General features: G+C 67.9%; 19 protein-coding genes. All 19 read right to left on the bottom strand.

All coding sequences use genetic code 11. The annotated features are described in order from the left end of the window. Positions 1-55 precede the first annotated feature (55 nt). The 19 genes from ftsA to H8R02_RS13515 all read right to left on the bottom strand — a co-directional run bounded on the left by ftsA (position 56) and on the right by H8R02_RS13515 (position 21977). The gene (gene ftsA, locus H8R02_RS13605; RefSeq protein ID WP_187081964.1) at positions 56-1285 is read right to left on the bottom strand and encodes a cell division protein FtsA; all 1230 of its coding nucleotides are present in this window, start codon (positions 1283-1285) and stop codon (positions 56-58) included. 15 nt (positions 1286-1300) lie between these two features. After that, positions 1301-2083, bottom strand: a complete 783-nt coding sequence (locus tag H8R02_RS13600; RefSeq protein WP_187081963.1) for a cell division protein FtsQ/DivIB — start codon at positions 2081-2083, stop codon at positions 1301-1303. After that, the gene (locus H8R02_RS13595) at positions 2080-3054 is read right to left on the bottom strand and encodes a D-alanine--D-alanine ligase (protein WP_187081962.1); all 975 of its coding nucleotides are present in this window, start codon (positions 3052-3054) and stop codon (positions 2080-2082) included. Before H8R02_RS13595 ends, H8R02_RS13600 begins: the two co-directional genes overlap by 4 nt. Beyond that, the gene (gene murC, locus H8R02_RS13590; protein WP_187081961.1) at positions 3051-4448 is read right to left on the bottom strand and encodes a UDP-N-acetylmuramate--L-alanine ligase; all 1398 of its coding nucleotides are present in this window, start codon (positions 4446-4448) and stop codon (positions 3051-3053) included. Before murC ends, H8R02_RS13595 begins: the two co-directional genes overlap by 4 nt. Then, entirely contained in the window at positions 4445-5503 is a 1059-nt protein-coding gene (gene murG, locus H8R02_RS13585) for an undecaprenyldiphospho-muramoylpentapeptide beta-N-acetylglucosaminyltransferase (RefSeq protein WP_187081960.1), read from the bottom strand. Before murG ends, murC begins: the two co-directional genes overlap by 4 nt. Further along, complete coding sequence (ftsW, locus tag H8R02_RS13580) at positions 5500-6735, bottom strand: putative lipid II flippase FtsW (protein WP_187081959.1); 1236 nt, start codon at positions 6733-6735, stop codon at positions 5500-5502. Before ftsW ends, murG begins: the two co-directional genes overlap by 4 nt. After that, positions 6732-8261, bottom strand: a complete 1530-nt coding sequence (murD, locus tag H8R02_RS13575) for a UDP-N-acetylmuramoyl-L-alanine--D-glutamate ligase (RefSeq protein WP_187081958.1) — start codon at positions 8259-8261, stop codon at positions 6732-6734. Before murD ends, ftsW begins: the two co-directional genes overlap by 4 nt. Beyond that, positions 8261-9439 carry a phospho-N-acetylmuramoyl-pentapeptide-transferase gene (gene mraY / locus H8R02_RS13570; protein WP_187081957.1) on the bottom strand — a complete coding sequence of 393 codons (1179 nt, stop codon included), beginning with the start codon at positions 9437-9439 and terminating at the stop codon, positions 8261-8263. Before mraY ends, murD begins: the two co-directional genes overlap by 1 nt. After that, a complete protein-coding gene (locus H8R02_RS13565; protein ID WP_187082061.1) occupies positions 9436-10788 on the bottom strand; it encodes a UDP-N-acetylmuramoyl-tripeptide--D-alanyl-D-alanine ligase in 1353 nt (450 codons plus the stop codon). The genes mraY and H8R02_RS13565 overlap by 4 nt, the downstream gene beginning before the upstream one ends. Positions 10789-10793: 5 nt before the next feature. Beyond that, the gene (locus H8R02_RS13560) at positions 10794-12260 is read right to left on the bottom strand and encodes a UDP-N-acetylmuramoyl-L-alanyl-D-glutamate--2,6-diaminopimelate ligase (RefSeq protein WP_187081956.1); all 1467 of its coding nucleotides are present in this window, start codon (positions 12258-12260) and stop codon (positions 10794-10796) included. Then, positions 12260-14023 (bottom strand): peptidoglycan D,D-transpeptidase FtsI family protein, encoded by a 1764-nt coding sequence (locus tag H8R02_RS13555; RefSeq protein ID WP_187081955.1) that lies wholly within the window; start codon positions 14021-14023, stop codon positions 12260-12262. Before H8R02_RS13555 ends, H8R02_RS13560 begins: the two co-directional genes overlap by 1 nt. Beyond that, complete coding sequence (gene ftsL / locus H8R02_RS13550) at positions 14020-14295, bottom strand: cell division protein FtsL (RefSeq protein ID WP_187081954.1); 276 nt, start codon at positions 14293-14295, stop codon at positions 14020-14022. Before ftsL ends, H8R02_RS13555 begins: the two co-directional genes overlap by 4 nt. Further along, positions 14292-15200: a 16S rRNA (cytosine(1402)-N(4))-methyltransferase RsmH gene (gene rsmH, locus H8R02_RS13545; RefSeq protein ID WP_187081953.1), complete on the bottom strand. Its 909-nt coding sequence runs from the start codon at positions 15198-15200 to the stop codon at positions 14292-14294. The genes ftsL and rsmH overlap by 4 nt, the downstream gene beginning before the upstream one ends. Positions 15201-15209: 9 nt before the next feature. After that, positions 15210-15638, bottom strand: a complete 429-nt coding sequence (gene mraZ / locus H8R02_RS13540) for a division/cell wall cluster transcriptional repressor MraZ (RefSeq protein WP_187081952.1) — start codon at positions 15636-15638, stop codon at positions 15210-15212. A 244-nt stretch (positions 15639-15882) separates the two neighbouring features. Then, on the bottom strand, positions 15883-17190 hold the full coding sequence (hslU, locus tag H8R02_RS13535) for an ATP-dependent protease ATPase subunit HslU (RefSeq protein WP_187081951.1): 1308 nt from the start codon (positions 17188-17190) through the stop codon (positions 15883-15885). Continuing rightward, entirely contained in the window at positions 17187-17732 is a 546-nt protein-coding gene (hslV, locus tag H8R02_RS13530) for an ATP-dependent protease subunit HslV (protein WP_187081950.1), read from the bottom strand. The genes hslU and hslV overlap by 4 nt, the downstream gene beginning before the upstream one ends. 41 nt (positions 17733-17773) lie before the next feature. After that, positions 17774-19720, bottom strand: coding sequence for an STAS domain-containing protein (locus H8R02_RS13525; protein WP_187081949.1), 1947 nt, complete (start codon positions 19718-19720; stop codon positions 17774-17776). 58 nt (positions 19721-19778) lie between these two features. Then, positions 19779-20732 (bottom strand): RNA polymerase-binding protein DksA, encoded by a 954-nt coding sequence (dksA, locus tag H8R02_RS13520; protein WP_187081948.1) that lies wholly within the window; start codon positions 20730-20732, stop codon positions 19779-19781. 204 nt (positions 20733-20936) lie between these two features. Next, positions 20937-21977: a CobW family GTP-binding protein gene (locus H8R02_RS13515; RefSeq protein ID WP_187081947.1), complete on the bottom strand. Its 1041-nt coding sequence runs from the start codon at positions 21975-21977 to the stop codon at positions 20937-20939. Between the last annotated feature and the right edge of the window lie 23 nt (positions 21978-22000).

Raw genomic sequence — 22000 nt, 5'->3', positions numbered from 1 at the left:
TCGGTGGACCGACATCGTCGTCGTCGTCGTGGGGGTGTTCGGGTTCTGAGCATCTCTAGAAGTTCCCCACGATGAAATCCTTGAATCGGCCGAAGGCGGTTTTGACGGACCCGTGCTTCTGCGCCACCTTCTGCCCGCGCACGCGCGCGATCCGCGCTTCCTCGAGCAGGCCCATGACCGTTGCCGCGCGCGGCTGCGCCACCATGTCGGCCAGCGCGCCCTTGTAGTTCGGCATACCGCGGCGAACCGGCTTGAGGAAGATGTCCTCGCCCAGTTCCACCATGCCCGGCATCACCGCGCTGCCGCCCGTGATGACCACGCCCGACGAGAGCACTTCCTCGTAGCCCGAATCGCGGATGACCTGCTGCACGAGCGAAAAGATCTCCTCCACCCGCGGCTCGATCACGCCGGCCAGCGCCTGCTTGCTCAGCATGCGCGGGCCGCGGTCGCCCAGGCCGGGCACTTCCACCTGCTGCTCGGGGTCGGCCAGCAGCTGCTTGGCATAACCCGACTCCACCTTGATGTCCTCGGCGTCCTTGGTCGGCGTGCGCAGGGCCATCGCGATATCGCTGGTGATCAGGTCGCCGGCGATCGGGATCACGGCCGTGTGGCGGATCGCGCCGCCGGTGAAGATCGCGACGTCGGTCGTGCCCGCGCCGACATCGACGAGCGCGACGCCGAGGTCCTTCTCGTCGTCCGTGAGCACCGCGGCGCTGGAGGCGAGCGGGTTCAGCAGCAGCTGCTCCACCTCGAGGCCGCAGCGCCGCACGCACTTGATGATGTTCTCCGCCGCGCTCTGCGCGCCGGTGACGATGTGCACCTTGGCCTCCAGCCGGATGCCGCTCATGCCGATCGGCTCCTTCACGTCCTGGCCGTCGATCACGAATTCCTGCGGCTCCACCAGCAGCAGGCGCTGGTCCGTGGAGATGTTGATCGCGCGCGCGGTCTCGACAACCCGCGCCACGTCGGTCGGCGTCACTTCGCGGTCCTTCACGGCCACCATGCCGCTGGAGTTGATGCCGCGGATGTGGCTGCCGGTGATGCCGGTGTAGACGCGCGTGATCTTGCAGTCCGCCATCAGCTCGGCCTCTTTCAGGGCCTGCTGGATGCTCTGCACCGTGGCGTCGATGTTCACCACCACACCGCGCTTGAGGCCGTGCGATGGCGCGACCCCGAGCCCGGCGAGCTTGAGTTCGCCGTTGGGCATGACCTCGGCCACCACCGCCATCACCTTGGCGGTGCCGATGTCCAGGCCGACGACCAGGTCCTTGTAGTCTTTTGCCATCTCCGTCCTCTTCTCCTACCTCTTGGGCTGCGCTTCGGTCGTCGTGACCCCGCGCAACCTGATCGCGTACCCGTTCTCGTGCCGCAGGTCCGCCGACACCAGCGCCTCCGGCCGCCGCGCGTACTTGCCCGTCACCTGCGTCAGCGTCTGCACGAAGCGCTGCGCGCGTGCGGCCACTTCCTGCGGCGTGCCGCGCCCCAGCTCCACGACGGCGCCGGTGTCCAGCTGCAGCGACCAGCTGCCGCGGCCCGTGAGCGTGAGCTCCTCCACCGACAGGTCCAGCGGCTCGAAGAGCGGCGCCACGGAGCGGTACAGGCCCAGCACCTGCGCCGACTCGCCGTCGGGGCCCGCCAGGCGGGGCAGGTTCTCGGTTTCCACCTCGCCCGCGTTGGCTTCGAACACCTCGCCGAAGCTGTTGACCATGCGCGTCTCGCCTTCCGCGCCCCAGAACGCCACCGCCTGGTGCTCCTGCAGCTGCACCTTCAGCCGGTTGGGGAACTGCTTGCGCACCACCGCCTTGCGCACCCACGGCGCCGTCTCGAAGACGCCCTGCGCCTGCTTGAGGTCCAGCGTGAAGAAGTTGCCCGCGAGGCGCGGCGCGACGTTGGCGCGCAGCGTCGCCACGCTGTTGTGCGCCGTGTCGCCCGTCACCGTGATGCCCGCGATGGCGAAGAGCTGGTGGTTCAGCGCCCAGCGCACGCCTGCCACGACCAGCAGCACGCCGAAGCCGAGGAACAGCACCGTGGCGGTGATGTTCATCAGCTTGACGTCGACCGGTGCGGGCAGGCTGGCGGTCATTTGGTCTTCGCCTCCTGGTCCAGCGCCGCGTCGGCGAGCAGCATCAGGCACAGGTCCTCGTACGAGATGCCTGCGGCGCGCGCCGACATGGGCACGAGCGAGTGGCCCGTCATGCCGGGCGAGGTGTTGATCTCCAGCAGGTAGGGCTTGCGCGTCTTGCCGTCGATCATCACGTCGATGCGGCCCCAGCCGCGGCAGCCCAGCACCTTGTACGCCTTGAGCACGATCTCCTGGATCGCGGCCTCCTCGCCTTCGGGCAGGCCGCAGGGCACGAGGTACTTGGTGTCGTCGGTGAAGTACTTGTTCTGGTAGTCGTAGTTGCCCTCGGGCGCGACGATGCGGATCACCGGCAGCGCGCGCGCCGTGTCGCCGGTGCCGAGCACCGGGCAGGTCACCTCGTCGCCGGAGACGAACTGTTCGCACAGGATGTCCGCGTCGAGTTCCGCGGCCTTCGTCACCGCGTCCTGCATCTCGGAGTAACCCTGCGCCTTCGTCACGCCGATGGACGAGCCTTCGCGGGCCGGCTTCACGATCACCGGCAGGCCCAGCTCGTCGGGGACCTGGATCACCTGCTCGCGCGTGAACAGGCCGCGCCTGAGCAGCTGGTACTTCGGCGTGGGGATGCCCTCGGCGACCCACACGCGCTTGGTCATCGTCTTGTCGATGGCGATGGCGCTGGCCATCACGCCGGAGCCGGTGTAGGGGATGCCGAGCAGTTCCAGCGCGCCCTGCACCGTGCCGTCCTCGCCGAAGCGGCCGTGCAGCGCGATGAAGCAGCGCTTGAAGCCCTTGCGCTTGAGTTCCACGAGGTCGCGCTCGGCCGGGTCGAACGCATGCGCGTCCACGCCTTTCGATTGCAGTGCCTTGAGCACGCCCGCGCCGGACATGAGCGAGACTTCGCGCTCGGCGGACTGGCCGCCCATCAGCACGGCGACCTTGCCGAAGGACTTGACGTCGACCGGGCCGCTCATTTCGCCATCTCCACCAGCTTGGCCGGGACGCCGCCGATCGAGCCGGCGCCCATGCACATCACGACGTCGCCGCCCTTGGCGATGTCCTGGATCGCCTGCGGCATCGCGGCGATCTCGGGGACGAAGTGCGGCTCGACCCTGCCGGCGACGCGCAGCGCGCGCGCCAGCGAGCGGCCGTCCGCTGCGACGATGGGTTCCTCGCCGGCCGCGTACACCTCGGACAGCAGCACCACGTCGGCCTGCCCGAGCACGCGAACAAAGTCTTCGAAGCAGTCGCGCGTGCGCGTGTAGCGGTGCGGCTGGAAAGCGACCACGAGGCGCTTGTCCGGGAACGCGCCTCGTGCAGCAGACAGCGTCGCGGCGAGTTCCACCGGGTGGTGGCCGTAGTCCTCGATCACCGTGAACTTGCCGCCATCCTTGGCCGGGAGTTCGCCGTAGCTCTGGAAGCGCCGCCCCACGCCCTTGAACTCGGCCAGCGCCTTGAGCACCGCTTCGTCGGGGATGTTCAGTTCCACGGCCACCGCGATCGCGGACAGCGCGTTCAGCACGTTGTGCATGCCCACGAGGTTGAGCGTGACATGCAGGTCCGGCAGCGTCACGCCGTTGCGGCGTTGCACGCGGAACTTCATCTGCGTGCCCTCGGCGCGGATGTCCAGCGCGCGCACCTGCGCGTCCTCGCTCGTGCCGTACGTGGTGACCGGGCACTGCACGTCGCCGATGATCGAGCGCACGGCCGCATCGTCCACGCACAGGATGGCCGTGCCGTAGAACGGCATGCGGTGCAGGAACTCGACGAAGGCGCGCTTCAGGTTGTTGAAGTCGTGCCCGTAGGTGTCCATGTGGTCGGCGTCGATGTTCGTCACGACCGCCATCACCGGCATCAGGTTCAGGAACGACGCGTCGGACTCGTCGGCTTCCACGACGATGTAGTCGCCGCTGCCCAGCTTGGCGTTGGCGCCGGCACTGTTCAAGCGGCCGCCGATCACGAAGGTGGGGTCGAGCCCGCCCTCGGCCAGCACGCTCGCGACGAGGCTCGTCGTCGTCGTCTTGCCGTGCGTGCCCGCGATGGCGATGCCCTGCTTCAGGCGCATCAGCTCCGCGAGCATCACGGCACGCGGCACGATCGGGATCTTGCGCTTGCGCGCAGCCACGACCTCCGGGTTGTCGGCCTGTACGGCGGTGGAGGTCACCACCGCATCGGCGCCGATCACGTTCGCGGCCTGGTGGCCGATGAAGGTCTGGATACCGATGGATTGCAGGCGCTTGGTGGTCGCGCTCTCGGCGAGGTCCGAGCCGGAGATCAGGTAGCCGAGGTTGCGCAGCACCTCGGCGATGCCGGACATGCCGGCGCCGCCGATGCCGACGAAGTGGATATGTTTGATTGCGTGTTTCATGTGGCCAGTTCCTCGCATGCGGACACGATGTCCGCAGTGGCCTCCGTCTTCTGCATCTTCTTGGCAGCAACCGCCCTCTGGAGCAGCTCGTCCCGCTTGAGGTTGCTGATGAAATCCGCCAGCTTCTGCGGCGTCAGGTCTTTTTGCTGGATCAGCCAGCCGCCGCCGTTGTCGGCAAGGAAGCGGGCGTTGGTTGTCTGGTGGTCGTCCACGGCGAAGGGGAACGGCACGAACAGCGCCGCGGCTCCGACCGCCGCGATCTCGGTCACCGTGCTCGCGCCAGCGCGGCAGATCACGAGGTCCGCTTCGGCGAACGCTTCCGCCGTGTTCTGGATGAAGGGCGTGAGCTCGGCGAACACGCCCGCGTTGGCGTAGTTCGCCTTCAATTCGTCGATCTGCTTCTGGCCGCTCTGGTGCAGCACGTAGGGCCGCAGCTCGGGCGGCATCAGCGCGAGCGCCTGCGGCACGATCTCGTTGAGCGCCTTGGCGCCCAGGCTGCCGCCCACCACCAGCACCTTGAACTTGCCGGCGCGCGACTTGAGCCGCTGCTCCGGCGGCGGCTGCTTGAGGAACTCCTCGCGCAGCGGGTTGCCCACCCAACGGCCCTTTTTGAACACGCCCGGGAACGCGGTGAACACGCGGTCCGCCACACCGGCGAGCACCTTGTTCGCCATGCCCGCCACCGAGTTCTGCTCGTGCAGCACGAGCGGCTTGCCGAGCAGCACGCTCATCATCCCGGCCGGGAAGGTGATGTAGCCGCCGAGACCCACCACCACGTTCGGCTGCACGCGCCGCACCACCTGCAGGCTTTGCCAGAAGGCGCGCAGCAGCCGCAGCGGCAGCAGGAACAGCGTGAGCGGACCCTTGCCGCGCACGCCGCCGAAGTCGATCGATTCGAACGCGATGCCGCGCGCGGGGACGATCTGGCTTTCCATGCTGTTGGGGCCGCCCAGCCAGTGGATGGTCCAGCCGCGGCCGCGCAGCGCCTCCGCGACCGCGAGGCCGGGGAAGATGTGGCCGCCGGTGCCGCCTGCCATGACCAGGGCCCGCTTCATGCGCGGCCCCCTCGCATCAGCACCCTGTTCTCGTAGTCGATACGCAGCACGATCGCGATCGCGATGACGTTCATCAGCACCGCCGACCCGCCGTAACTCATGAGAGGCAGCGTGAGCCCCTTGGTGGGCAGCGCGCCGAGGTTCACGCCCATGTTGATGAACGCCTGGAAACCGATCCAGATGCCGACACCCTGCGCCACGAGGCCTGCGAACACGCGGTCGAGCGCAATGGCTTGACGCCCGATGTGCATGATGCGGCGCGTCATCCACAGGAACAGGCCGATGACGGTGAGCACGCCCACGAGGCCGAACTCCTCGCCGATCACGGCCAGCAGGAAGTCGGTGTGCGCCTCGGGCAGCCAGTGCAGCTTCTCCACGCTGCCGCCGAGGCCGACGCCGAATATCTCGCCCCGGCCGATGGCGATGAGCGAGTGCGACAGCTGGTAGCCCTTGCCCAGCGCGTGCTTCTCGCTCCACGGGTCGAGGTAGGCAAAGATGCGCTCGCGGCGCCACTCGGACAGCGCGATCATCAGCACGAACGCGATGGTCATCACGGCCGCGATCAGGAAGAACATCCGCGCGTTGACGCCGCCGAGGAACAGGATGCCCATCGCGATCACCGCGATCACCATGAAGGCGCCCATATCGGGCTCGGCCAGCAGCAGCAGGCCGACGACGGCGACGGCGACCGCCATCGGCAGCACGGCGCGGAAGAAGCGCTCCTTCACCTCCATCTTGCGGACCATGTAGTCCGCCGCGTAGAGCACGACGGCCAGCTTGGCCAGCTCCGACGGCTGGAAGCTCATGAAGCCCAGGCCGATCCAGCGGCGCGCGCCGTTGACGCCCTTGCCCACGTGCGGGATCAGCACCACCATCAGAAGCACGAGGGACGCGACGAAGAGCCACGGGGCGAGGCGCTCCCAGCTCACCACCGGGACCTGGAACGCGAGCAGGCCGGCGACGAAGGCGAGGCCGACGAAGAGCGAGTGGCGCGTGAGGAAGTAGTCGTGCGCGTAGCGCGCGAACTTCGGGTTGTCCGGCATGGCGATGGACGCGGAATAGACCATTACCAGGCCGAAGGCGAGCAGGGCGACCGTGACCCACACCAGCGGTTGATCGACGCCGGACACCACAGCCTTGTCATGCCGTGCTCGACCGGGCATCCATGGTGGCGTGTCGCCGCGCCGGAATGGATTGCGGGTCAAGCCCGCGATGACGTTGGCGACACTCATGCGGTGTCACCTCCGAGCATGGACCCGGCCTCGTCCGCCAGCGATTGCACGGCCGCGCGAAACACTTCCGCCCGATGCGGATAGTTGCGAAACATGTCGAAGCTGGCACACGCCGGCGACATCAGCACCGCGTCGCCCGCGTGCGCGCGCGTCGTCGCGAGCTTCACGGCCTCTTCCATCGACCCCGCATCGATCAGCGGCACACCGGTCGGCTCCAGCACCGCACGGATCTGCGGCGCGTCGCGCCCGATCAGCACCGCCGCCCGCGCGAAGCGCGACACCGGCGCCGCCAGCGGGGCGAAGTCCTGCCCCTTGCCGTCGCCGCCGAGGATGACGACCAGCTTGCGTTCGGCACCCAGGCCCTGCAGCGCGGCGACGGTCGCGCCGACGTTCGTGCCCTTGCTGTCGTCGAAGTACTCCACTTCGTTGACGATGCCGACGGGTTCGACACGGTGCGGCTCGCCGCGATACTCGCGCAGCCCGTAGAGCATCGGCGCGAGCGGCAGGCCCGCCGCCGTTGCGAGGGCAACCGCCGACAGCGCGTTGATCGCGTTGTGCCGGCCGCGGATGCGCAGCGCATCGGCCGGCATGAGGCGCTGCAGGTGCAGCTCCTCTTCTTCTTCGTCCTTCCGGCGCTTCAGCGTCTCGTCCGCTTCGTGCGCGCGCACGAGCCAGGCCATGCCGTGCACGACCTCGATGCCGTAGTCGCCCGGCCGCTGCGGCATGTCGCCACCGAAGGTGACGTACTCGCGTTGCTCCATCTTCCCGCCCTTCAGCCGGACGGCAGGAGGCAGCATCGACATCACGACCGGGTCCTCGCGGTTGAGCACCATCAATGCGTGCGAGCCGAAAATGCGCGATTTCGCCGCCGCATAGGCAGTCATGTCGCCATGCCAGTCCAGGTGGTCCTGCGTGACGTTGAGCACCGTCGCCGCCGTCGGCTCGAAGTTGTCCACGCCTTCGAGCTGGAAGCTGGAAAGCTCGATCACCCACACCTGCGGCAGCGCGTTGGCCTCCGCCTTCTGCGCCAGCGTTTCCAGCAGCGTCGGGCCGATGTTGCCGGCCACCGCCACCGTGCGGCCGGTTCGCTCGACGAGCTGGCCGGTCAGTGCGGTGACCGTTGTCTTCCCGTTGGTGCCGGTGACTGCCAGCACGGCGGGCACATAGCCCTGCTCCGCTTTCATCCGCGCCAGCGCATCGGCGAACACGCCCAGCTCGCCCATCACGCGAATGCCGCGTTCCTTCGCGGCGTCCACGACCGGTGCCACTTGAGCGGGCGTGAGGCCCGGGCTGCGCAGCACGAGCGTCTTGCCTTCCAGCAGCGCGGGCGTGAACTCGCCGCCCACGAATTCGGCATCCGGCACCTGCGCGCGCAGGTCCGCCAGCTGCGGCGGCTCGGCGCGCGTGTCAGCCACCGTCACGCGCGCACCCTGCCCGGCGAACCAGCGTGCCATCGCCAGGCCCGACAGCCCGCAGCCCAGCACGAGGACGTGCTGTTGTGGGGTGTTGTTGTCCTGTTCGTCCATCACCGCAGCTTGAGCGTAGAGAGACCGACGAGGCACAGCAGCATCGTGATGATCCAGAAGCGGACCACCACCTGCGTTTCCTTCCAGCCGGTCTTCTCGAAGTGGTGGTGCAGCGGCGCCATCAGCAGCACGCGCTTGCCCGTGCCGTAGCGGCGCTTGGTGTACTTGAAGTACGCCACCTGGATCATCACGGAGACGGCTTCCACCACGAAGATGCCGCCCATGATCGCGAGCACGATCTCCTGCCGCACGATCACGGCGATGGTGCCCAGCGCGCCGCCAAGCGCGAGCGCGCCGACGTCGCCCATGAACACCTGGGCCGGGTACGCGTTGAACCACAGGAAGGCCAGCCCCGCGCCTGCCATCGCCGCGCAGAAGATCAGCAGCTCCCCGGAGCCCGGGATGTAGGGCAGCAGCAGGTACTTGGAGAACACCGCGCTGCCGGTGACGTATGCGAACACGCCGAGCGCGGAGCCGACCATCACGACGGGCATGATCGCGAGCCCGTCGAGGCCGTCGGTGAGGTTCACCGCGTTGCTCGATCCCACGATCACCACGTACGTCAGCAGCACGAAGCCGAACACGCCCAGCGGGTAGCTGATCTCCTTGAAGAACGGCACCAGCAGGCCCGCCTTCGGCGGCAGGTTCACGTCGAAGCCGGACAGCACCCACTTGAAGAAGAGGTCGATCACGCGCAGGTTGGAAACCTCGGAGATGCTGAACACGAGGTAAAGGGCCGCGAGCAGGCCAATCACCGACTGCCAGAAATACTTCTCGCGCGAGCGCATGCCCTCGGGGTCCTTGTTGACCACCTTGCGCCAGTCGTCCACCCACCCGATCGTGCCGAAGCCCAGCGTCACGATGAGCACGATCCACACGAAGCGGTTGCTCCAGTCGAACCACAGCAGCGTGGCCAGCGCGATCGAGATGAGGATCAGCACGCCACCCATCGTGGGCGTGCCGCTCTTCACCAGGTGCGTGTCCATCGCGTAGTCGCGCACCGGCTGGCCGATCTTCAGCTCGGTCAGGCGGCGGATCACCCACGGGCCGGCCCACAGGCCGATCAGGAGCGCGGTCATCGCCGCCATCACCGCCCGGAAGGTGATGTACTGGAACACGCGCGTGAACCCGAACGCGGGGCTCAGCGTCTGCAGCCAGGCGGCCAGCCAGAGCATCATGCTTGCGCTCCCCGTTTTGTGACAGCGTCCACCACTCGTTCCATCTTCATGAAGCGCGAGCCCTTCACCAGCAGGCTGCGCGTGTTGTCCAGTTCGCTGACGACGGCGTCGTTCAGCTCCTCGATCGAGTCGAAGTGCCGGCCCTTCACGCCCGAGGCCAGCTCGCCCAGCGTGAACACCTTGTCGATGCCGCGCTCGCGCGCGTAGTCGCCCACTTCCTCGTGGAACTCGGGGCCCTGCGTGCCCACCTCGCCCATGTCGCCCAGCACCAGCAGGCGCGGGCCGGGCAATTCGGCGAGCACGTCGATCGCGGCGCGCACCGAGTCCGGGTTGGCGTTGTAGCTGTCGTCCACCAGCGTGAGCGTGCGGCCGCCCAGCTTCACCCCGAGGGCGCGCGAGCGTCCCTTGACGGGCTGGAACTGCTGCAGCCCCTGCACGATCGCGTACGCGGGCACGCCAGCCGCGATCGCGCAGGCCGCGGCGGCCAGTGCATTGCGCACGTTGTGGCGGCCGGCGATATGGAGTCGGAAGACCAACCGGCCGGCGCGCGTTTTCGCATCTGCCAGCCAATGCCCCTCAAGCCATTCAGACCCGGCCAAACCGATGTCGGCACTCTCGTCGCCGAAGGTGAGCTGCCTGCGCGAGCCCGCCATCCGCGCCCACAGCGCCGTGAATTCGTCGCCCGCGGGGAAGACCGCGGTGCCGTCCTCGCCCAGTGCCTCTATCACCGAGCCGTTCTCGCGCGCCACCGCTTCGACGCTCGCCATGAACTCCTGGTGCTCGCGCTGCGCGTTGTTCACCAGGGCCACCGTGGGCCGCGCGATCTTCGCGAGGTAGCCGATCTCGCCCGGATGGTTCATGCCGAGCTCGATCACGCCGATGCGGGCTTCCGCACGCATGCGCAGCAGCGTCAGCGGCAGGCCGATGTCGTTGTTCAGGTTGCCCTGCGTGGCGAGGTGGTGATCCGGCTGCCAGGCGCGCAGGATCGACGCGATCATCTGCGTGACCGTCGTCTTTCCGTTGCTTCCTGTGACAGCGATGAGCGGGATGCGGAACTGCTTGCGCCAGGCCGCTGCGAGCTCGCCGAGTGCGAGCTTGGTGTCGTCGACTTCGAGGCCGTTCACGCCGGCCGGGATGCGGCCGCGGTGGGCGATGACCGCCGCCGCGCCCTTGGCGTGCGCGTCGGCGATGAAGTCGTTGGCGTCGAAGGTGTCGCCCTTGATGGCGACGAACAGGTCGCCGGGCTGCAGCGTGCGCGTGTCGGAATGCACGCGCATCACCGGCGTGTCGCCGCTGCCGTGCAGCGTGGCGCCCGGCAGCCAGACAAGGGCCTTCGTGAGCGTGAACATCGGCTTCATGCGCGCGCCTCCAGAGCGGCACGCGCATGCTGCTGGTCGGAGAACGGGTGCTTCACGCCCGCGATCTCCTGGTAATCCTCGTGCCCCTTGCCGGCGATGAGCACCACGTCCTCGGGCGCGGCTGCGGCAACCGTCTCGGCAATCGCGCGTGCGCGATCCGACTGCACTTCCACGCACTCGTGGTGCGACAGGCCCAGCAACACCTGGCTGATGATGGCCTCGGGCTTCTCGCTGCGGGGGTTGTCGCTGGTCACCACCACCTTGTCGGCGTTCTTCTCGGCCACGGCAGCCATCACCGGGCGCTTGGTGGGGTCGCGGTCGCCGCCGCAGCCGAAGATGCACCACAGCTTGCCGCCGCGCTGCTGCGCCATCGGGCGCAATGCCTGCAGGGCCTTGTCCAATGCATCGGGCGTGTGCGCATAGTCGACGGCCACCACCGGCTTGCCGGGCAGCGCGATGCGCTCCATGCGGCCGGGCACGGCGAGCAGGTTGCGGCATGCGGCCACTGCTTCGGGCAGCGGGATGGATTGCGCGCGCAGGGCGCCGATCACGCCGAGCAGGTTGGACACGTTGTACTGGCCGACCACCTGCGTGTGCAGCTCCTCGCGCTCGCTGCCTTCGGTGACCGTGAAGCGCAGCCCTTCAGGTCCATAGCCGATGTCTTGTGCCTTCAGGCGCGCGTCACGCACGCAGCCGACCGTCCACACGTCGACGCCCGAACCGGCGAGCATGGCGACCAGCACGTCGCCCTTCTCGTCGTCGAGGTTGATCACCGCGGCGCGCAGGCCCGGCCACTGGAAGAGGCGCGCCTTGGCCTCCCAGTACGCCTCCATCGTGCCGTGGTAGTCGAGATGGTCCTGCGTGAAGTTGGTGAAGATCGCCACGCGGATGCGCGTGCCGTCGAGGCGGCCTTCGACGATGCCGATGGACGACGCCTCGATCGCGCAGGCCTTCGCGCCTTCATCGATGAACTTGCGGAACTGCGCCTGCAGCAGCACCGGGTCCGGCGTCGTGAGGCCTGTGAATTCCACGTTCGGCGGCCGGCCCGTGCCCAGCGTGCCGATCACGCCTGCTGGCTGCCCGGCATGCGTGAGCGCCTGCGCGAGCCACCAGGCGGTCGATGTCTTCCCGTTGGTGCCGGTGACCGCGAGCACATCCAGCTTGTCGCTCGGCGCGTCGTAGTAAGCGTCTGCGATCAGCCCCGTCGCTGCCTTGAGCCCGCGGTACGCAGCCACGGCTTCGCTGGTGAAGCCGAACGGCTCCGCGCCTTCGCGCTCCACGAGCACCGCGCGTGCACCCTGCCTCAGCGCATCGGGCACGAACTTGCGCCCGTCGACGGCCGCACCGGGCCATGCGATGAAGCCATCGCCCATGCCGACCTTGCGGCTGTCGCACGTGAGCCGCCCCGTCACGCGGCCCTTGAGCCAGCGTGCGGCGTCGAGCGGGGTGGCCAGTTCCAGCATCAGAACGACTCCTCCACCGCTTCGACCACGATCTGCGGGCGGACGTTCATGTCCGGCTGCACGCCCAGCATGCGCAGCGTCTGCTGCACGGTCGCGCTGAAGACGGGCGCGGCCACGTCGCCGCCGAAGTACTTGCCGCCGCTCGGCTCGTCGATCATCACGGCCACGACCACGCGCGGCTTCTCGACGGGCGCCACGCCCACGAAGAAGCCACGGTACTTCTTGTCCGCATAGCCCTTGCCTTCCTGCTTGTGCGCGGTGCCCGTCTTGCCGCCGACCGAGTAACCCATGGTCTGCGCGCGCGGCGCCGTGCCGCCATTGAGCGTGACCAGGTGCAGCATGTTGCGAACGGCCTGTGCCGTCTGCGGCTGCAACACTCGCACGCCGGGCATGTCGCCGTCCTGCTTCATCAGCGTGACCGGCACGAGCTCGCCGTCGCGCGCGAACACGGTGTACGCGCGCGCCAGCTGGAACAGGCTGGCCGAGAGGCCGTAGCCGTAGCTCATGGTCGCCTGCTCGATCGGTCGCCAGCCCTTGGGGTTGCGCAGCTTGCCGCTCACCACGCCGGGGAACGGCAGCTGCGGGCGCTGGCCGAGGCCCACGCTGGAATACATCTCCCACATCTCGCGCGGCTGCATCTGCATCGCCATCTTCACGGTGCCGACGTTGCTCGACTTCTGGATCACTTCCGTGACCGTGAGCACGCCGTGCGGGTGCGCGTCGCTGATCGTGGAGCCGCCGATCGTGAGGCGCCCGGGCGCCGTCTGGATCGGCGTCTCCGGCTTGACCATGCCCTTCTCCAGCGCGAGCGCGGCGATGAAGGGCTTCATCGTCGAGCCCGGCTCGAAGGTGTCGGTGAGCGCCCGGTTGCGCAGCTGCGCACCGGTGAGGTTCTGCCGCTTGCCCGGCACATAGCTCGGGAAGTTGGCGAGCGCGAGGACCTCGCCCGTGCGCACGTCGAGCACCACCACGCTGCCCGCCTTGGCCTTGTGGTCGATCACCGCCTCGCGCAGCTTCTGGTACGCGAAGAACTGCACCTTGGAGTCGATCGACAGCTGCAGGTCCTTGCCGTCCACCGGTGGCACTTGTTCGCCGACGTCCTCGACGATGCGGCCGAGCCGGTCCTTGATCACGCGGCGCTGGCCGGCACGGCCCGCGAGGTCCTTGTCGAACGCGAGCTCGATGCCTTCCTGGCCCTTGTCCTCCACGCTCGTGAAGCCCACGACGTGCGCGGCGGCCTCGCCCTCGGGGTACTGGCGCCGGTATTCCTTGCGCTGGTAGATGCCCTTGAGGTTCAGGGCCGCGATGTCGCGCGCCACCTGGTCGTCGACGAGCCGCTTGAGCCAGACGAAGGTTTTGTCCTCCGTGTCCGAGCGGTCGCCCGGCGGCGGCGCCGGCAGCTTCTTCATCAGCTCCGGCAGCGGCATCTCCAGCAGCTTCGCGAGCTTCGCGAGCTTTTCCTTGTCGCGCTCCACGTCCTCCGCGAACGCCCAGATGCTTTGGGCGGGCACGCTGGTGGCGAGCAGAAGCCCATTGCGGTCGAAGATGCGGCCGCGGTTGGCGGGCAGCTCGAGGGTGCGCGCGAAGCGCACCTCACCCTGCTTGCGGAAGAAGTCGTTGCCCCACACCTGGATCCACGCCGCGCGGCCCGCGAGCACGAGGAAGCCGACGGCGATGCCCGCCACGATGAGCTTGCTGCGCCAGACCGGTGTCTTGCTCGCGAGCAGCGGGCTGGAGGTGTAGAGGACGGCCTTCGATTTCACTTCGAAGCCCCCTTCAAGGTCACGTATTGCGTGATCGCGGGCGTGGCCGCGCGCATCTGCAGCTGCTCGCGCGCGACGCGCTCCACGCGCGCGGGCGTGGCCTGTGCACGCCGCTCGACCTGCAGCCGCTCGTTCTCCACGAGCAGGCGGCGCATCTCGGCCTCCGCGCGCTCCACTTCCACGTAGAGGCGGCGCGACTCGTACTGCACGCGCACGAGGTAGAGCGCGCTGGCCAGCACGGCGAGGAGCAGCACGAGGTTGAGCCTCGTCATGCGTCGGTCCTCTCGGCCACGCGCATGATCGCGCTGCGTGCGCGCGGGTTCGCGGCGACTTCCTGCGCGGAAGGCTTCACGCGCTCCAGTGCGCGCAGCTTCATCGCCTTGGGCGGCGCGAAGGGCGCGCGGCGGTCCACCACCTCGCGCGAGTGCTTCGCGATGAACTGCTTCACGATGCGGTCTTCCAGCGAATGGAAGGCGATCGCCACGAGGCGGCCGCCGGGTTGCAGGATGGTGAGGCTCGCATCTAGCGCCTCTTGCAGCTCTTCAAGCTCGGCGTTGACGAAAATCCGAAGAGCCTGAAATGTGCGCGTTGCAGGGTCCTGGCCCGGCTCGCGGGTTTTGACCGCACGAGCCACGAGTTCGGCCAGCTCGGTGGTGGTTGCAAGAGGGCCCCGTTCCTGTCGGCGAGCATCAATCGCCTTTGCAACCTGAAAAGCAAACCGTTCTTCGCCATAGTCACGGATCACCTCCGCCATCTGCTCCACCGGGGCGGTGGCAAGGAATTGCGCGGCGCTCTGGCCCCGCGTGGGGTCCATGCGCATGTCCAAAGGGCCCTCGTTGCGGAAGGAGAATCCGCGCGAGGGGTTGTCGATCTGCGGCGAGCTCACGCCGAGGTCCATCAGCACACCCGCCACCGAGCCGTGCGGCAACTCGCCCAGCGAGCGGAAACCCTCGTGCCGGATGGAAAAGCGCGCATCCGCGATGCGCGCTGCCTCGGCGACGGCATCGGGGTCCTTGTCGAAGGCGATGAGCCGGCCCTGCGGCCCGAGCTTCGAGAGCAGCAGGCGCGAATGCCCGCCGCGGCCGAACGTCGCGTCGACATAGGTTGCATCCGGCTTGGTGAGGAGAGCTGTGACTGCTTCGTTCAACAAGACGGTGGTGTGTTGCCATGTGTCCACCGTCTGCCTTCAGAAAGAGAATTCCTTGAATACATCGGGCATCTCTGCGGCCATCGCCTCCGCCTCCTTCGCCTCGTAGGTCGCCTTGTCCCACAGCTCGAAGAAGCCGCCCATGCCCAGCAGCATGGTGTCCTTCTCGATGCCGGCGGCGGCGCGCAGCTCGGGCGAGATCAGCACGCGGCCGGTCGAGTCCAGCTCGACGTCCATCGCGTTGCCCAGGAAGATTCTCTTCCACCACTGCGCGGCCATGGGGAGCGCGGCGATGCGTTCCCTGAACTTTTCCCACTCCGGGCGGGGAAAAATCATGAGGCAGCCGTGGGGGTGCTTGGTGATGGTGAGCTGGTTGGCGGCGGTCGCGGCGAGCACGTCACGGTGCCGGGTCGGCATGGAAAGCCGCCCCTTGGCATCTAGACTCAGCGACGACGCGCCCTGGAACACCTGTGTCAGCCCTTGCTACTGTTGAAATGCGCATGGGGAAAGGTAAAGGCACCTTCCCCCACTTAATTGCACTTTTTTGCACTGTAGCAGGAAACGCTGGCGGCGCAAGCGGTCGGCGTGCGGATTTTCCCTTTGGAATCAACGACTTAGAACCGATTCTGACAGTCGATTGGCGCCAAAAACCGTTCTAAAGCAAGCACTTACGTGGGGCTCTGAAAGTGAAGTCTTAGCCTCAACGGCAAGGTCACAGGATGTAGCGCGAGAGGTCCTCGTCCCGGCTGAGCTCCTTCAGCCGGGCGTCCACGTAGGGCCCGTCGATGCGCACGGTTTGGCCGTAGAGCTTCACCGCGTCGTAGCTCACCTCGTCCAGCAGCCGCTCCATCACGGTGGACAGCCGCCGCGCGCCGATGTTCTCGGTGCGCTCGTTCACTTCGTACGCGATGGCGGCAAGACGCGTGATGCCCTCGGGCGTGAATTCGAGCTTCACGCCTTCGGTCTCCAGCAGCGCCTGGTACTGCTTCACCAGCGACGCATGCGTGCTCGTGAGGATGGCTTCGAAGTCCTGCACGGAGAGTGAAGACAGCTCCACGCGGATCGGGAAGCGGCCCTGCAGCTCGGGGATCAGGTCGCTGGGCTTGGACAGGTGGAAAGCACCGCTCGCGATGAAGAGGATGTGGTCCGTCTTGATCGGCCCGTACTTCGTCGACACGGTCGTGCCTTCCACCAGCGGCAGCAGGTCGCGCTGCACACCCTGCCGCGAGACATCGGCACCGCCATGCTCCGCCCGCGAAGCCACCTTGTCGATCTCGTCGATGAACACGATGCCGTTCTGCTCCGCGTTCGCGATGGCCTGCGTGCGGATGTCGTCCTCGTTGACCATGCGCGCGGCTTCCTCGTCCACCAGCAGCTTCATCGCCTCGGCGATCTTCAGCTTGCGGCTCTTGCGCTTGCTGCCGCCCATCTGCGAGAACAGGCCTCGCAGTTGCTCCGTCATGTCCTCCATGCCCGGCGGGCCCATGATCTGCAGGTCGGGCTTGGGCTCGGCCACCTCGATCTCGACTTCCTTGTCGTCGAGCTGCTTCTCGCGCAGCTTCTTGCGGAAGGCCTGTCGCGTCGCATTGCCGTCCTCGCTGTTCATGCCGGGCAGCAGCACGTCGAGGATGCGCTCCTCGGCCGCGTCCTCCGCGCGCGTGCGCACCTTGCGCATCTCGGCCACGCGCGTCTGCTTCACGGCCATCTCGGCGAGGTCGCGCACGATCGAGTCCACGTCCTTGCCGACGTAGCCCACTTCGGTGAACTTGGTGGCCTCCACCTTGATGAAGGGCGCATCCGCGAGGCGCGCGAGGCGACGCGCGATCTCTGTCTTGCCCACGCCGGTGGGGCCGATCATGAGGATGTTCTTCGGCGTGATTTCGGGTCGCAGCTTCTCGTCGACCTGCTGGCGGCGCCAGCGGTTGCGCAGCGCGATGGCCACCGCGCGCTTGGCGTCGCCCTGGCCGACGATGTGGCGATCGAGTTCGGAGACGATCTCCTGGGGCGTCATCGAGCTCATGCCTTGTCCCCTAGAACCTCGATGGTGTGGTTCATGTTCGTGTAGATGCAAAGCTCGCCCGCGATCTCCAGCGACTTCTTCACGATGTCGCGCGCGCCGAGCTCCGAGTTGTCGAGGAGTGCCTTGGCCGCGGCCTGCGCATACGCGCCGCCCGAGCCGATGGCGATGATGCCGTGCTCGGGCTCGAGCACGTCGCCGTTGCCGGTGATGATGAGCGAGGCGTCCTTGTCCGCGACTGCGAGCATCGCCTCGAGCCGGCGCAGCACGCGGTCGGTGCGCCAGTCCTTGGTGAGTTCGATCGCCGCGCGCACGAGGTGGCCCTGGTGCTTCTCGAGCTTGCCCTCGAAGCGTTCGAACAGCGTGAAGGCGTCTGCGGTTGCGCCCGCGAAGCCCGCGAGCACCTTGTCGTGGTAGAGCTTGCGGACCTTGCGGGCCGAGCCCTTGACGACGACGTTGCCGAGGGTGACTTGCCCATCGCCGCCGATCGCGACCTGCCCGTTGCGGCGCACGCTCAGGATGGTCGTTCCATGAAATTGTTCCATCGAAGCATGATGGGGCCGCGAAGGCCCAAATCAAGCTGCCGTCAGTCGTGGCGGGGGATGACGCGCGCGTGCTCGCTGATGCCGATCACGTTGAAGAACGCGGCGACGAGGCGATGCACCTCGATGAACTGCACCTGCCGGCCCTCGGCCTGCCGCGCCGTCACCCAGTTCAGCAGCGTGCCCGCCGCCGAGAAGTCGATGCGGATGAGTCGCGCGCACGAGATGACCATCACGTCGGCACCGAGCAGCTTGCTTTCCAGCAGGTCCAGCGCGTCGGTGGCGTCGCCGAGGATCTGGCCTGCCAGCTCCACGGTGGAGACGTTCGACATCTGCGAGTGCTGCGAGTTGATCTGCGTGTCGCCGTAGCCCTGGCTCATGCCGGACGTGAGCGAATCGCGGAAGGCTTCACCGACGATGGTGTGCCCGCCCGCATAGCTGCCGTCCGCCTGCAAAGGCTTGTACTCGCAGCGCGCGCTGTCCCACGACGGCGGCGACACTTCGTACGTCACGCAGTAATCGAGCGCGACCAGCTCGAACTCGTCGGGCCGGTGCATCACGCGCAGCACTTCCATGCGCAGCTTCCACCACGCGGGGTTCACGCCACGGTCACCCGATGGCGTCGCATCCTTCAACACCTTCTCGAACGCGTCGGCGCCGATGAAGCGCAGCTGCACGGGCTGGGCGGCCCACTGCGTGAACAGGCGCGTGAGCGGCTCCACGGCCGCCTCCTGGATCGTCGTGAGCTTGGACCAGGACAGGCGCCACGGCTGCTGCGCCTTGGCCAGGCCCGCGTTCATGGCCGCGAGCGTCTGCGTGCCGAAGGTGGCGGGGCAGGTCCAGTCCGCCACGGGCTGGCCGGCCGGCGGTGCAGCGGCTGCGGCCGCCGCTGCTGGCTGGCTCATGCGGCCCACGATCTCGGGCATCGAGAACCACTGCGGCGCCGAGCGCCCGAAGCGGCCCGCGAAATCGATCGCCGCCGTCTCGAAGCGGTCCTGCCGGCCGGTGGCCCGGTACAGGTCGAACAGCGTCAGCCAGGTCTCGTCGTGGTTGAGGCGGGCGCCGTTCGGCCCCAGCACCTCCAGCAGGCCGGCCTCCGCGCCGGCGTCGTCGCCATTCGCGAAACGGATGGACGCCTCCTCCAGCTCCGGGTCGTGCGCGAATTCGTCGACGTCGATCGCGAACAGCTTGGAGGCCGAGAACGCGCTGGACGGCGTGCCGCCCGGCTCGGAGGGCGGGCCCATGGACATGGGTGAAATCTGCACCGGCGCGCGCGCCGGCGCCGGTGCGGGAGCGGCCGGCTCCGCGGCGAGGGGGGCCTGCTGCGACATCGGCGGCGTACGCGGGATGCCCGAAGAGCCGGGCGGCGCACTGCGACCGACCGGGCCCGCATCCGGCGGCGCCGGCTGGCGCGCCATGGGCGTGATGGACTCCAGCATCGGCGCGTCCACCTGCGGCGCCGGCGTGGGAGCGGCGGCCAGCTCCTGCGGCGCCGTGCGCGTGTACGCCGTCGACTTCATGCCGGGCGCGTCCACCGGGCGGCTCACCGCGTCCGGCGGCATGTGCGACGACATGGGAAAGTTGGTGCTGCTGCCGCCGGCGCCGCGCAGCTGGTCGGGGCCGCCATGCTTGGTCTTCCACCACTGCATGGACATCTGCGCCTCGATCTCGTCGATCTTCTTGAGCGTGGTGGCGCGGTCGTCCGGCTTGGACGGCATGGAGCTCTGGAAGAAGGAGGGGCGGGCGGCGGGGTCCTGCCCCGCCATCACCTCGCTGCGGCGCATCTTGCGAAGCATGTCGAACTCGCGCTTGCGCACGAAGTCGTTGCGCCGCTTGCGCTCGATCATCTCCTTGAGCATCTGCTTGGAGTACGAGCTCTCCCGCTCGGCCTCCTGTTCGCCCAGGTCGGCCCAGTTCGTGGTCGGGTTCTTGACGAAGCGAACTACCTTGGAAAGCAGGCCGGCTTCGCGTTCGTCCTTCGGCGGCGGCATGTCGCTAGTGTGGCGGCGGGCTGCGGGAAAAGCCAGTAGCGCGGATGGATGAAGGGGGTCAGTCCCCGAACATCTTCTGCTTCAACTCGCGCCGCTGCTGCGCCTCCAGCGACAGCGTGGCGGTCGGGCGGGCCAGCAGGCGGCCGACGCCGATCGGCTCGCCCGTCTCGTCGCAATAGCCGTAGTCGCCGGCGTCGATGCGGGCGATGGACTGCTCGATCTTCTTGAGCAGCTTGCGCTCGCGGTCGCGCGTGCGCAGTTCCAGCGCGTGTTCTTCCTCGATCGTGGCCCGGTCGGCCGGGTCCGGCACGATCACGGTCTCCTCGCGCAGGTGCTCGGTGGTCTCTCCCGCGCTATTGAGGATGTCCTGCTTCAGCTGCAGCAGCTTCAGGCGGAAGAACGCCATCTGCTTGTCGTTCATGTACTCGGAGTCCGGCATGGCGAGCACTTCGGCGTCGCTCAGCTCGGAGGCGTCCTTCGTTTTCCAGTTGTTGGCCAACTTGGGGTCTTTCTTGACTGCCACGACGGGCGGAGGGGGGAGTGTGGATTGGGCCATGGGGGTATAGCTTGCTTTGGCCGCGGCGGGCGCGGCCGGCGACGGGGCGGGTGCCACGGCGGCGGGCCGGGGCACGGGGGCCGGTGCCGCGGCCACGGGGGCGTGCGCGGCAACAGCGGAGGTGGCGGCCTTGGCCGCCGGCGCCGGCTTGGGCGCCGGGGCGGCGGACGCGGCCGCCTTGGCGGACTTCACGAGGTTCTTCACAGCTTCGACGGCCTTGGCGGCGACCTTGGCCACCGTCTTGGCGGCGGTCTTGGCCGGCGCTTTCTTCGCCGGCGGCGCCTTGGCGGCCTTGGCCGGCGCGGCCTTCTTCGCCGCCGGCTTGGCCGCCTTGGCGGGGGCCGCCTTCTTCGCCGGCGCCTTGGCCGCCGCCTTCTTCGCAACGGGCTTCGGGGCCGGCCTGGCCTTTGCCGCGGGCTTCTTTGCCTTGGCCGCGGCCTTGGGCTGTGCCTTCACTGGTTGTCTCCTCGCTGGTCAGGCGCCGGCAGCGCCATGCGGCCGAGCCGCCGGACTGCCTTTTTCTCGGGGGGTAACGCCTTCATGAGGGCGATTTATACCCTGATTGTCGGGCGGCGCATGCGCGCTGGCAGCCTTTTTGCCTGTAGGCAGGACGTCTGTCCCAGCCGGGCCGTGGGCAGTTGCGCCCTTAAGACACATTGACTAAACCAGGCACTGCTCCAGGCCCTGCAGGAAGATGTCCCGGGGCAGGTCGATGCCGATGAACACCATCTTGCTCAGGCGCTCCTCGCCGGGTGCCCAGTTCGGCCCGAGGTCGCTGCCCATGAGCTGGTGCACGCCCTGGAAGATCACCTTGCGCTCGGTGCCCTTCATGTTCAGCACGCCCTTGTAGCGCAGCATGCGCGGGCCGTAGATGTTGACGATGGCGCCCAGGAAGTCCTCGAGCCTGGCCGGGTCGAAGGCGCGCGGCGAGCGGAACACGAAGCTCTTGACGTCGTCGTCGTGCGCATGGTGGTGCGGGTGGTCGCAGTGCTCGCCATGCTCGTGGTCATGGTCGTGGTGGTGGTGCTCGTGGTCGTGGTCGTCTTCCTTCAGGAAGTCCGGGTCGATGTCCAGCTTGGCGTTCAGGTTGAAGCCGCGCAGGTCGAACACCTCCTTGATCGGCACCTCGCCGAAGTGCACCGGCTTGTGCGGCGCGCGCGGGTTCATGTGCTTGAGGCGGTGCACCAGCGCATCCACTTCGTCCTTCGCCACGAGGTCGGTCTTGCTGATGAAGATCTGGTCGGCGAAGCCCACCTGCCGGCGCGCCTCCTGCCGCTCGTCCAGCTGGCCCTGCGCGTGTTTGGCGTCCACCAAGGTGATGATGGAGTCGAGCAGGTAGCTCTCGGCGATCTCGTCGTCCATGAAGAAGGTCTGCGCCACCGGGCCGGGGTCCGCCAGGCCCGTCGTCTCGATCACCACGCGGTCGAAGTCGAGCAGGCCCTTGCGCTTCTTGGCGGCCAGCAGCTGCAGCGCCTGGCGCAGGTCCTCGCGGATCGTGCAGCAGATGCAGCCGTTGCTCATCTGGACGATCTGCTCCTTGGTTTCATTGACGAGGATGTCGTTGTCGATGTTCTCCTCGCCGAACTCGTTCTCGATCACGGCGATCTTCTGGCCGTGGGCCTCGCCGAGCACGCGCTTGAGCAGCGTCGTCTTGCCCGAGCCGAGGAAGCCGGTGAGGATGGTGGCGGGGATGAGGGACATCTTGGAACTCCTGGGGGAACCGG

Origin of the sequence: Ramlibacter albus, from assembly GCF_014297445.1 — a bacterium.
GTDB lineage: Bacteria > Pseudomonadota > Gammaproteobacteria > Burkholderiales > Burkholderiaceae_C > Ramlibacter > Ramlibacter albus.
This window is presented reverse-complemented; position numbering and strand designations above follow the sequence as displayed.

Excerpts from the sequence above, each read along its gene's own strand:
- ftsA (WP_187081964.1), bottom strand. The coding sequence starts at position 1,285 with ATGGCAAAAGACTACAAGGACCTGGTCGTCGGCCTGGACATCGGCACC.
- H8R02_RS13600 (WP_187081963.1), bottom strand. The coding sequence starts at position 2,083 with ATGACCGCCAGCCTGCCCGCACCGGTCGACGTCAAGCTGATGAACATC.
- H8R02_RS13595 (WP_187081962.1), bottom strand. The coding sequence starts at position 3,054 with ATGAGCGGCCCGGTCGACGTCAAGTCCTTCGGCAAGGTCGCCGTGCTG.
- murC (WP_187081961.1), bottom strand. The coding sequence starts at position 4,448 with ATGAAACACGCAATCAAACATATCCACTTCGTCGGCATCGGCGGCGCC.
- murG (WP_187081960.1), bottom strand. The coding sequence starts at position 5,503 with ATGAAGCGGGCCCTGGTCATGGCAGGCGGCACCGGCGGCCACATCTTC.
- ftsW (WP_187081959.1), bottom strand. The coding sequence starts at position 6,735 with ATGAGTGTCGCCAACGTCATCGCGGGCTTGACCCGCAATCCATTCCGG.
- murD (WP_187081958.1), bottom strand. The coding sequence starts at position 8,261 with ATGGACGAACAGGACAACAACACCCCACAACAGCACGTCCTCGTGCTG.
- mraY (WP_187081957.1), bottom strand. The coding sequence starts at position 9,439 with ATGATGCTCTGGCTGGCCGCCTGGCTGCAGACGCTGAGCCCCGCGTTC.
- H8R02_RS13565 (WP_187082061.1), bottom strand. The coding sequence starts at position 10,788 with ATGTTCACGCTCACGAAGGCCCTTGTCTGGCTGCCGGGCGCCACGCTG.
- H8R02_RS13560 (WP_187081956.1), bottom strand. The coding sequence starts at position 12,260 with ATGCTGGAACTGGCCACCCCGCTCGACGCCGCACGCTGGCTCAAGGGC.
- ftsL (WP_187081954.1), bottom strand. The coding sequence starts at position 14,295 with ATGACGAGGCTCAACCTCGTGCTGCTCCTCGCCGTGCTGGCCAGCGCG.
- hslU (WP_187081951.1), bottom strand. The coding sequence starts at position 17,190 with ATGAGCTCGATGACGCCCCAGGAGATCGTCTCCGAACTCGATCGCCAC.
- hslV (WP_187081950.1), bottom strand. The coding sequence starts at position 17,732 with ATGGAACAATTTCATGGAACGACCATCCTGAGCGTGCGCCGCAACGGG.
- H8R02_RS13525 (WP_187081949.1), bottom strand. The coding sequence starts at position 19,720 with ATGCCGCCGCCGAAGGACGAACGCGAAGCCGGCCTGCTTTCCAAGGTA.
- H8R02_RS13515 (WP_187081947.1), bottom strand. The coding sequence starts at position 21,977 with ATGTCCCTCATCCCCGCCACCATCCTCACCGGCTTCCTCGGCTCGGGC.